The sequence below is a fragment of the Allocoleopsis sp. genome, from assembly GCF_036703385.1.
Lineage (GTDB): Bacteria > Cyanobacteriota > Cyanobacteriia > Cyanobacteriales > Coleofasciculaceae > Allocoleopsis.
Genome location: NZ_DATNPA010000786.1, coordinates 1 through 10,793, shown reverse-complemented (window position 1 = coordinate 10,793; position 10,793 = coordinate 1). Strand labels below are relative to the sequence as shown.

6 protein-coding genes and 5 pseudogenes are annotated in these 10,793 nt (G+C 46.6%); 7 read left to right on the top strand and 4 right to left on the bottom strand.

Annotated features, from left to right (window positions below; genetic code table 11):
- Together gatA and V6C93_RS36625 are read left to right on the top strand one after the other, a co-directional pair.
- Positions 1-1,236, top strand: a 1,236-nt coding sequence (gene gatA, locus V6C93_RS36630; RefSeq protein WP_333481620.1) for an Asp-tRNA(Asn)/Glu-tRNA(Gln) amidotransferase subunit GatA, incomplete at its 5' end; no start/stop codon positions are given.
- A gap of 563 nt (positions 1,237-1,799) precedes the next feature.
- Entirely contained in the window at positions 1,800-4,508 is a 2,709-nt protein-coding gene (locus V6C93_RS36625) for a DNA polymerase III subunit alpha (protein ID WP_333481619.1), read from the top strand.
- Here V6C93_RS36625 and V6C93_RS36620 read toward each other — a convergent pair.
- Entirely contained in the window at positions 4,505-4,885 is a 381-nt protein-coding gene (locus V6C93_RS36620) for a hypothetical protein (protein ID WP_414644371.1), read from the bottom strand. The genes V6C93_RS36625 and V6C93_RS36620 overlap by 4 nt on opposite strands.
- Positions 4,886-4,921: 36 nt before the next feature.
- Positions 4,922-4,996: pseudogene (locus V6C93_RS38925) on the bottom strand (hypothetical protein); the annotation flags it as partial.
- A 54-nt stretch (positions 4,997-5,050) separates the two neighbouring features.
- Here V6C93_RS38925 and tnpA point away from each other — a divergent pair.
- Positions 5,051-5,333, top strand: a pseudogene (tnpA, locus tag V6C93_RS36615) (IS200/IS605 family transposase); the annotation flags it as partial.
- 128 nt (positions 5,334-5,461) lie between these two features.
- On the opposite strand, the gene V6C93_RS36610 reads toward tnpA, so the two are convergent.
- Complete coding sequence (locus V6C93_RS36610; RefSeq protein ID WP_333481617.1) at positions 5,462-6,082, bottom strand: DUF4388 domain-containing protein; 621 nt, start codon at positions 6,080-6,082, stop codon at positions 5,462-5,464.
- Positions 6,083-6,525: 443 nt separating this feature from the next.
- On the opposite strand from V6C93_RS36610, the pseudogene V6C93_RS38675 reads away from it, so the two are divergent.
- From V6C93_RS38675 to V6C93_RS36590, 4 genes and pseudogenes are all read left to right on the top strand, one after another.
- Positions 6,526-7,713, top strand: a pseudogene (locus V6C93_RS38675) (RNA-guided endonuclease InsQ/TnpB family protein).
- A 22-nt stretch (positions 7,714-7,735) separates the two neighbouring features.
- Positions 7,736-8,041 (top strand): annotated as a pseudogene (locus tag V6C93_RS38670) (hypothetical protein); the annotation flags it as partial.
- Positions 7,953-9,053: a galactose-1-phosphate uridylyltransferase gene (gene galT, locus V6C93_RS36595; protein WP_333481614.1), complete on the top strand. Its 1,101-nt coding sequence runs from the start codon at positions 7,953-7,955 to the stop codon at positions 9,051-9,053. The pseudogene V6C93_RS38670 and the gene galT, both read left to right, overlap by 89 nt.
- Before the next feature lie 118 nt (positions 9,054-9,171).
- Entirely contained in the window at positions 9,172-10,272 is a 1,101-nt protein-coding gene (locus V6C93_RS36590) for a M24 family metallopeptidase (RefSeq protein WP_333481613.1), read from the top strand.
- A 5-nt stretch (positions 10,273-10,277) separates the two neighbouring features.
- Here the strand turns inward: V6C93_RS36590 and V6C93_RS36585 are convergent.
- A pseudogene (locus V6C93_RS36585) lies at positions 10,278-10,793 on the bottom strand (MFS transporter); the annotation flags it as partial.

Genomic DNA, 10,793 nt, shown 5'->3' with positions numbered 1-10,793 from the left:
AAGGGGATTCGCACCACCTGCGCCTCTAAAATACTGGAAAATTTTGTACCGCCCTACGAGTCAACAGTGACGCAAAAGCTCAAGGAAGCGGGTGCGGTGATGGTGGGGAAAACCAACTTGGATGAATTTGCGATGGGGAGTTCTACCGAGAACTCGGCCTATCAAGTCACAGCTAACCCCTGGGACGTGTCGCGGGTGCCGGGGGGTTCCTCTGGGGGCTCGGCAGCAGCGGTAGCGGCGGGAGAGTGTGTGGTGGCACTCGGTTCGGATACAGGGGGCTCGATTCGTCAACCAGCCTCGTTCTGCGGTGTGGTGGGACTGAAACCTACCTATGGGTTGGTTTCCCGTTATGGTTTGGTCGCCTTTGCATCTTCCTTAGATCAAATTGGCCCCTTTGGGCGAACGGTAGAAGATGCGGCGATTTTATTAAATGCGATCGCAGGTTATGACCCCAACGATGCCACCAGCCTCAAGGTTCAAATCCCCAACTACCTCAAAGCACTTCAGCCCGATCTTCAACCCAGAGGACGGATCAAGATTGGTGTGATTAAAGAGACATTTGGCGAGGGATTAGATGGCGTCGTTGAACAAGCTGTCACCAAAGCGATCGATCAGTTGCAAAACTTAGGGGCTGAAATCCATGTGGTTTCCTGCCCTCGCTTCCGCTATGGGTTGCCGACCTATTACATTATTGCTCCCAGTGAGGCATCAGCAAATCTGGCTCGTTATGACGGTGTTAAGTATGGTATGCGAGTCCCAGACGCCGAAAATCTGGTAGACATGTATAAGAAAACTCGTGCAGCTGGGTTTGGTGCAGAGGTTAAACGCCGGATTATGCTCGGTACCTATGCTCTATCGGCTGGATATTACGACGCTTATTACCTCAAAGCCCAAAAAGTCCGTACTCTAATCAAGCAAGATTTTGAGGATGCCTTTAAACAAGTGGATATCTTGGTGTGCCCCACGGCACCGACAACGGCATTTAAAGCTGGGGAAAAGACAGAAGACCCCTTAAGTATGTATCTGGGTGACCTGATGACCATTCCTGTCAACATGGCTGGTTTACCAGGACTCAGCATACCTTGTGGTTTTGATGATAATGGGCTTCCGATTGGAATGCAGTTGATTGGCAAAGTATTGCGCGAAGACCAACTGTTTCAGGTGGCTTATGCTTACGAGCAATCAACACCCTGGCATCTGCGATCGCCACAGATGAACTCAACGGCTAGCGACTGAGGCAGTCAGGTAAGCTGTTTCCAGCTCATGCTTATAAAGATAGGGGATGGGATTCGTCCGGTTACGGTAGAACGTTCACAGTTCATCGTTAATCAAAGTCTTCCAGACTGAAAACTCCATCCCTTGATGGGTGGGCAGGACGGCTGTGCCAGATTTACTCTCAGCCCAATGACACTGACATCATTAAAGTTTAAGTAGTACCTTAGTACTTATCTGCGCTCAGCTTTCGCCTGGTACACACCGTACTATTCCAAGACGCTGTTGGCGCAATTCGGAAAACCTAACTCCCAAGCCCCATCAGGAGCAAGGCAAGGGGGAGCAGGAAAGTCACTCCCCATTGAGGAAGGGATCGCCCCCTTGACTACTTGACTGACAGCATCATCCTGAGCGCGGCTACAAACACACGAAGTCAGCAAAAGTTCTGCGTCCTTAGCTCTACTAAGGGCGTGATACTCCTATATATAGAGTTTTATATAGTTATCTTATGAAAAAGCCGCTATATATAGAGGCTAAAATCCGTTAGTCTAGTTTTATCTTCTAAATTGTCCTTGGTTGAAGAACCCATGTCCTTCGTTGGTCTGCATATTCATAGCGATTACAGCTTGCTGGATGGCGCTTCTCAGCTGCCTGAACTAGTGGATCGAGCAGTGAAATTGGAAATGCCTGCGATCGCACTGACGGATCACGGGGTCATGTATGGCGCGATCGAACTGATCAAAGTTTGTCGGGGTCGGAATATCAAACCGATCATCGGGAATGAAATGTATGTGATTAACGGGGACATCGAGGATAAGAGTAAACGTCATCGCAAATATCACCAAGTCGTCTTGGCAAAAAATAACCAAGGCTACAAAAATTTAGTTAAGGTGACGACAATTTCTCACCTCAAGGGGTTTCAAGGAAAAGGTATTTTTGCACGTCCTTGCATCAACAAAGACCTGCTAAAGCAGTACCACGAAGGTTTAATGGTCACAAGTGCCTGCTTGGGAGGTGAAGTTCCCCAAGCCATTCTTAAAGGCGACCTCAATCTTGCCCGTGAAGTCGCTCAGTGGTACAAAGATGTCTTCGGTGATGATTACTATTTAGAAATTCAAGACCACGGTTCTATAGAAGACCGTATTGTTAACGTTGAAATCGTCAAGATTGCCCGTGAGCTTGGGATTAAGTTCGTTGCAACCAATGACTCCCACTTTATTTCCTGCTACGACGTTGAAGCTCACGACGCATTGCTGTGCATTCAAACTGGTAAGCTAATCAGTGAAGATAAGCGGATGCGCTATAGCGGTACCGAGTATCTCAAGTCCGCTGAAGAGATGGCACAGTTGTTTCGGGATCACCTGCCGGATGAGGTAATTCAAGAAGCGATCGCGAATACCCTTGAAGTTGCAGAAAAAGTCAAACCCTATGACATTCTAGGGGAACCACGCATCCCTGATTACCCTGTCCCGAAAGGTTACAGCGCTGATACTTATCTCGAAGAACTGGCGTGGGAAGGAATTTTAGAACGCTTAAAATGTCGCTCTCGTAGCGAAATGAATCCTATCTATAAACAGCGGCTGGAGTATGAACTCAAGATGCTTCAGCAGATGGGATTCTCTACCTACTTTTTAGTAGTTTGGGATTACATTAAATTTGCTAGAGACAACAATATTCCCGTAGGGCCTGGAAGAGGAAGCGCCGCTGGCTCTCTGGTTGCTTACGCTCTAAAAATTACCAATATTGACCCGGTTCATCATGGCCTTCTTTTTGAGCGTTTTTTGAATCCAGAGCGTAAATCGATGCCAGACGTTGACACAGATTTCTGTATTGAAAAACGCGATAAGGTGATTGAATACGTTACCGAAAAGTATGGAAAAGACCGGGTTGCACAAATTATTACCTTTAACCGTTTAACCTCGAAAGCCGTACTGAAAGATGTTGCTAGAGTATTAAATATTCCTTACAAGGAATCTGACCAGATGGCAAAGCTAATCCCTGTAGTACGGGGCAAGCCAACCAAGCTATCAGTGATGATTTCTGAAGAAACACCTGCTCCAGAGTTTAGAGAAGCTTACAAAAATGACCCCAAAGTTCAACATTGGGTAGACATGGCAATACGGATAGAGGGAACCAATAAAACCTTTGGTGTCCATGCGGCTGGTGTGGTCATTTCCGCAGACCCATTGGATGAAATCGTCCCTTTACAAGTGAATAATGATGGTTCTGTCATTACCCAGTATTTCATGGAAGATTTGGAATCTCTGGGACTGTTGAAAATGGATTTCTTGGGACTAAAAAATCTAACAACCATCCAAAAAACTGTAGAATTAATTAAGAGAAGTCAAAATAGAGACGTTGATTTAGATCAGCTACCTCTTGAGGAAATAAAGGCTTTCAAAATAGTTTCCAAGGGAGAAATTAATAAAAAACCTGAAGATATTAAAAACACCTATAAAGTTTTAGAGCAAGGTGACTTAGAAGGCATCTTTCAATTAGAATCTTCCGGGATGCGTCAAGTGGTGCGCGGTCTTAAACCATCCAGTATTGAAGATATTTCTTCTATTTTAGCCCTCTATCGACCTGGCCCTTTAGATGCGGGTCTAATTGATAAGTTTATTGAACGCAAGCATGACCAGAAAAAAATCAAGTATGAGCATCCGCTGCTAGAGCCAATTCTTCAAGAGACCTACGGAATCCTAGTGTACCAAGAGCAAATCATGAAAATGGCTCAAGAGTTAGCTGGATATTCCTTGGGCCAAGCTGATTTGCTGCGCAGAGCGATGGGAAAGAAAAAGGTTTCTGAGATGCAAAAACATCGGGAAACCTTCATTGATGGGGCGGCGAAAAATGGTGTTCCTAAGAGAATTGCGGAAGATTTATTTGAGCAAATGGTGCTATTTGCTGAATACTGTTTGAGCTATAATACTGAAATTATGACCGTAGAGTATGGTTCAATACCGATTGGTAAAATTGTTGAGGAAGGTATTGAATGCACTGTGTACAGTGTTGATAACAAGGGATACGTTTATACTCAGCCGATCGCCCAGTGGCATAATCGGGGGCAGCAGGAAGTATTTGAATATGAGCTGGAAGATGGTTCAGTGATTCGAGCCACGAAAGACCATAAATTTATGACGAGTGATGATCAGATGCTCGCAATCGATCAGATATTTGAGCAAGGTTTAGAGCTAAAACAGGTTAAGAACTCCCAACCCTGCCTTGACTTCGATAAAATGATGGTTTTTTCTAGACCTGGTAATTTTTTGATGAATTTTGGCTTCTCGATGAGCTAATTTACGTCTAGCTTGACTACCTTTCTTTTTTGAAGACTTCTTTTAAGCCAATTATCAAGAACTTGTGTGTAGGTAAACGACTTGAAATTAGCTTCTGACTTAAAGCGAGGTTTGCCACTACGCTTGCCGTTCTTATCTCCTGATATATATCGCTTGAAAGCTAAATCAACTCGTTTAACGACATCTTGCAAGACTTGAGAATAAACCTTACTTAAATCCAGCAATTCTCCTGACCAATCAACTTTGATTAAATCCTTTTTTAATAAAGGTAAATAAGCTTTTTGTGAATAATAAGTAGGATTGTCTCTCAGTTCTGGGAGATGACAGACAAGAGGACAACTGTTAACAGCACATCTATTTTGTTCCCGCCAACTCAACCTGTCAGCTAACAGATAGTTATACAAATACTGACAAATCCGGCGAATGTGATTTAATCGCCTCTTTTGTTCAGTGTTTAGTTTAATCCTGTACTGATAGCTGACTCTCACAAGCTTTCAGGTGGTAGACTAAACTCAGTGTAGCCAGTAACCTATTGAGTGTCAATGACTAATAAAGACTGGATAGCCTGTGCTAGAGGAGTTTCAGACCTCAAAGCCCATTTGGTGTTGATAACCAAATATAGAAGAAAAGTACTGACAGCAAAAAGGCTTGACAGGCTTAACGAAATATTGAACGAGCTTATGCTTCAAGTGGGATTGCAAATTAGTTGACTTTAATGGAGAGTCAGACCAGATTCACCTGTTGTTTCAGTATCATCCTCAAGTTTCTCTCCCAAAGTTGATTAACAACATTAAGTCAGTAACTAGCAGATACATGCGTAAGGAAAGGTTAGGTCTTTCTTTAACAGCTGAAACAACTAGGTATCAGTAATAAACATAAAAGCCTTCTGCCTTTTGCTATATCTCGTAGTTTTGCCCTCAGTTGAGCCAAGTACAACTGAATCAATGAGACGACTACCCTAAGGTAAGCATTCTTAAAAATGTTTTCAGGCTATGGGTTTCTGGGGTTTTGCCTGCATATGAAGAAGAGCGAGTAAGAGCTTTTGCCGCCACGGTAGAGTTCCATCCCTCAGTAGATAAGGGTAAAACATCTTGAGAGGTTGTAAAAAGCATAGGGATTCCCGCCGATATGCTCAATCCCGTTAGTTCTAGTCTCGGTATGGGGACATTTTGTTCAAATTGAAAGTCGCCCTCTTTGAGGTGGAACAGGCTACAAACTTGCTGCCGTACTTGAGCGATAAAAAGCTCTTTTAATTGTTCGGCTTGTAAGACACCTTGATTAAACAGGTGTTTCCCTAATGATTGCTCAGTTGGACACAACTGAGCTAGTTTAGAGATTACGCGAGCGCTTACCCACTGATGTTGCTCAATCAGTCTGACTAACCCTTGCTGATCTAAGCGGTTAGCTGCCGCTACAATATTACCCTGCTCCACCCAAATGTAATGAACATGGCTCTTGCCGATTTCTGATTCTGCCCAGCTACGGACGATCAGCAAGCCCGTTTTATGTCCTTGCTCAATAAACTGGAAAATCTCTGGTAAAGAAAAATCTGATAAGGAACCTGTAATAGACATAGTTTTTTCATTAATATCCGAGAAGAAGTTAAATAGTTAAGGGGGTTTGACCATCAATCAAAAGATGGGATTTTCTACGAATTCTTGTGTGATCTCAGAAAAATTTAAGGCTTAACCTTTCAGCCTTAATCTAGGCGAGAGCTGCAATTCTTTAATTTCTCAAACTAGTTAACTTTTTTAGGTTTTTAAGTAACTTGATTCACCCTACCCTGAGATATCGGTCATTGACAAATAGCGAAAAACATGCTTAATAGATAGGAACTCAATCACACATCAGCCATCTCGATGGATTCACTCGCTAGTTCAGGCGCGTAGACAGTTCCTTCTTGCCATTCCAGGCTCATGTCTGATCATATGAAAACCTCCACGCCGGAAACTCCGTCGCTCTACTCGCGCAGAGGAAGGCGAGTCGCGACTTGAGTCGCCTGGTTCTGTAAGCCTGGATGAGTTATAACTTGGTAACTCAATCCCTCTGTGTCAAGTGTAAGCTTGTAGTCCCTGTAGAGTTTCGACCTAAGATTGATGAAACTCTGCGGGGATTTGCTGATGCTTGTAATCAGCTCCTTGAGGTAGCAAAACGGGATAACTGTTGGAACACAACCAAGCTTCACCACAAGGTGTATAAGCCTGTTCGAGAAGCCACGGGGTTGAAGGCCAATCACGTCTGCCAAGCCATTCGTCGGGTAATGGGAAACGCCAAGGCTGTTAAACAGATCCACAAATTTAGACCTACTTCTATCAGTTTGGATATCCGCACCTTTAAGTATGTGGAAGAAACCCAAACAGTAGGAGTAACGCTGAAATGTGGGCGTGTTAACTTTAAACTGTCCATTGGCGGATATCAGATTGCACTGCTTAGAGGACAAAACCTCACCAGTGCAACGCTGTGTAAGTCCAGAAAAGGGGATTACTACATCAACTTCGTGGTTGAACTGGATACCCCGCCAACGGGCAAGACTCCCAAGGTGATTGGAGTGGACTTGGGTCGCAGAGATATTGCCACTACCTCTACAGGCAAGTCTTGGAGCGGTGAGCAAATCCAATCGGTCAGGGACAGATTTAGTCGAGTTAGAAGCAACGTTCAACGCAAACGCACGTGCGCTAAGAGCGCCCCGCTTTGCTAACGCAACTCTAGGAGATTGCTCAGAAGGCTCTCTGGTCGAGAACGTCGCTTTCAGGAGTGGTTGAATCACAAGATCAGTCAGCAACTGGTTATTGACGCCAAAAGCGGTGGCGCGGCGCTGGCGTTTGAAGACTTGACCGGAATTCGTGACACTCTTAACGAAAAGCCACGCCGTAAAACCGAGAGGCGTAGGACGAACAACTGGGCGTTTTACCAACTCAGGTTGTTTGTTGGATACAAAGCCGCCCTTGCGGGTGTGCTGGTGGTGTTTGTGCCACCTGCTTACACATCCCAAACTTGCTCTCGTTGCCGACACGTTCACCCAGTTAAAGGGAAGTCGTATCGGAATGGGAAAAAGTTTAAGTGTGGGCATTGTGGTTTTGAGTGTGATGCTGATATCAATGCGGCATGTAATATTGCTGATTTCGGGAAGGCTTACAGACTTCCCGAAAGTCCAGGGATAGCTTGTCTATTAGAGGGGCAACTGCCCCTATTTAGATGGTCTTGAACCGGGCTAAAGAGGATACTGTGTCGAACTGTTCAGCGGATTTTGTTACACCCAGTTAACCGATACTTACCAGGAAGCCAACGGTCTGTTGTATGCAGACCGCACTCCCAAGTTTCCGATTGAAGCGATAAGCCTAACGGCATGCTTCGCTAGCGCACATGCAACTCTAGGCAGGGGCGAAGAGGACGAGGAAGACGCTATGCTCTCTAGCATTAAAGCTAAATGGTCGCCAGAGGAAAATGTATTCCCAGGAGCTGTTAAAGCCGGATGGGCGTCCACTGACTCTATACAGCAGATACCCCATTGCGGAAGGTATCCAGGCTCCTAGTCCTAGTAATGAGCCGATTCAAGGCAATCCCCACCTGCGCTGGCATCCCTTGCGGGGTGAATGGGTTGCTTACGCCAGTCATCGTCAGGGGCGGACGTTCATGCCGCCCCCTGAATACAACCCACTGGCACCGACTATCGACCCTCACTTTCCCAGTGAACTTCCTCAAGGGCGGTATGACATTGCAGTTTTCGATAACCGCTTTGCTTCAATGACAGTAGCGGCACATAACCCGCCTGTCAGTATTGTTGAAACTCTCCCCGCCAACGGTGCGTGTGAGGTCGTAGTTTTCACCCAAGACCCCGAATCTCCTCTGGGTTCCCTGGAACTAGATCACCTAGATTTGCTGTTTTCTGTGTGGGCTGACCGAACGAGGGTACTTGGAGGGCATCCGCACATTCAGTATGTGCTGCCTTTCGAGAATCGGGGTGTGGAGATGGGGGTGACGTTGCTGCATCCACACGGTCAGATTTACGCCTACCCCTTTGTGCCTCCTGTTCCGGCACGAATGCAGGAACGACAGCAGGCATACTACCAGGAAAATCAGCGAGGCTTGCTGCAAGATTTCATTGAAAAGGAAATTGAGGACAAGCAGCGGATTATTTATCTGGATGAAAATGCGATCGCATTTGTCCCCGCGTGCGCCCGCTATCCTTACGAAGTTTGGATTGCAACAATTGAGCCAGTTGCCACATTCATCGACCTTACGCCAGATCAGCGTAGAGGACTTGCCAGAGCCTTAAAAACTGTCACCCTCAAGTATGACGGCTTATGGAGTTGCCCCTTTCCTTACTTGATGGCTTGGTTCCAGGCACCTACTGACGGTCAACCTCATCCGGAATCACACCTGCACGCCGAGTTCTATCCCCCCTATCGTACTCAGGATAGGCTTAAGTACTTAGCCGGAACTGAACTGGCAGCAGGAATGTTTGCCAATGATGCGCTTCCAGAAGAGAAAGCGTCTGAGTTACAAGCGATATCCGTCATTTTGGAAGCGGGGGTGAGGGTATGAATCAAAAACCTAACCCCCCAATCCCCTTCCCTGGCAGGGAAGGGGGGAAGAACTCCGGCTCCCCTCTCCGAAACTGAGAGGGGCTGGGGGAGGGGTATCTTGGTGCAAGAGGTGAATTATGAAGGAGTTAAACGAAGAAGTCTCCCGCAAACTGGAATTAATCCGGGAAGCTCTAACTGACACTGGGGCAACGGGTGTCCGCCTTAGGGGAACAGACTGGTTCGCTTGGGCAACTGCTGGCGCTTCCAATACCGTGTTGCTTACTGCTGAAACCGGAGTGGCAGAGGTGTTGGTAACTGTTCGAGATGCCTGGGTACTGACGGATGAAATTGAAGCCCAGCGTTTGGAAGATGAGGAACTTTCGGCAGACTTCAAGCTGCACGTCAACCCTTGGGCTGATGCTGCTGCTCGTGAATCGTTTGTACGAGATGTGACGAATGAAGGGAAGGTGCTTAGCGATCGCCCCATCCCTCATGTAGAAAAGCGATTACCCGCGTCTCTACAGAATCACAAACGGGTAATGATGTCAAGTGAGCTAGAGCGATATCGCCAAGTCGGGCGTAAGGCTAGCGTTGCGATGACAGAGGTACTGAAAGCTGCCAAGCCAACCTGGACAGAATATCAGCTTGCAGGTGCCGGTGCAGAGGCGTTGTGGGCGAGGGGTATACATCCGGCGGTGACTTTGGTTGCAGGTGAGAGGCGTTTGCCGCTTTACCGTCATGCTACCGCGACAGGGGAAGTGATCGGACGCGTCGCGATGATGGTATTTTGCGCTAGGGGATATGGTTTGTTTGCAAATCTTACCCGTTTTGTGAGTTTTGGTGCGCTTGGGGATGAACACGCCCAATTGCACCGCCATGTCCGACAAATTGAATCCCAAGTGCTGAATTTGTGCCAACCTGGAACTTCTCTGGACACAGCTTATCACGCCCTAAATCAGGTTTATGAACAGCACGGATTTCCCAATGCAATCCAGGAACATCACCAGGGAGGAACAACGGGATATTTAGCCCGAGAAATTGTGGCAACTCCTACTACTACTGACACTTTAGTAGAAAACATAGCTGTTGCTTGGAATCCCAGTTTAAGGGGAGCCAAGATTGAAGATACTTTTGTCATCCTTAATGATGGAAAGTTAGAAAATCTGACGTTCGATCCAAATTGGCCCAGTGTTGAGATAGAAGGAAGGCTGCGCCCTATTCCGTTGGAGCTTACATAAGCAAGCTAATCAAGATCTGAAGACCGATCGCATGAGCTTTCCGGTGCAGAATCCAACTCTTCAACTATCAAGGGTTGAAACCGAATGTCTCCAGGTTCAATCGCCACTCTTCTCCACCAGGCAGGCACCAGCAGGAGCCAAAACTTACCCAGAGACACAGAACGCTGCTCGTGAACAAAAACCAAGAGCAGGAGAGCCGCCAGTCGTAAGACAGCGGAGAGGGCAAACACCCCTGGCAAGCCACCAAGATTAGTCAAAGTGGCGAGAAAGCCACCAACGGTGATTCCCATTGCCCCAGTAACACCAGGAACCGCCGCCGCGATCGCAAAATAAATCGACTGATGCAACAATGGCGCTACTCCCATCAAAAGGTTGTTGCTGCACAAGTCAATCGCCGCCCACGTCCCACCACCGATGATGTGCAACAGGGGGAACCAGACCCATAGAAAAATTGGAGCCGTTCCAGCTTCTAGCCAGAGTAGAGGGGTCAGAGCCACCAAGATTCCCACTACTAGCATGAT

Excerpts from the sequence above, each read along its gene's own strand:
- V6C93_RS36625 (WP_333481619.1), top strand. The coding sequence starts at position 1,800 with ATGTCCTTCGTTGGTCTGCATATTCATAGCGATTACAGCTTGCTGGAT.
- V6C93_RS36610 (WP_333481617.1), bottom strand. The coding sequence starts at position 6,082 with ATGTCTATTACAGGTTCCTTATCAGATTTTTCTTTACCAGAGATTTTC.
- V6C93_RS36590 (WP_333481613.1), top strand. The coding sequence starts at position 9,172 with ATGAAGGAGTTAAACGAAGAAGTCTCCCGCAAACTGGAATTAATCCGG.
- galT (WP_333481614.1), top strand. The coding sequence starts at position 7,953 with ATGTATTCCCAGGAGCTGTTAAAGCCGGATGGGCGTCCACTGACTCTA.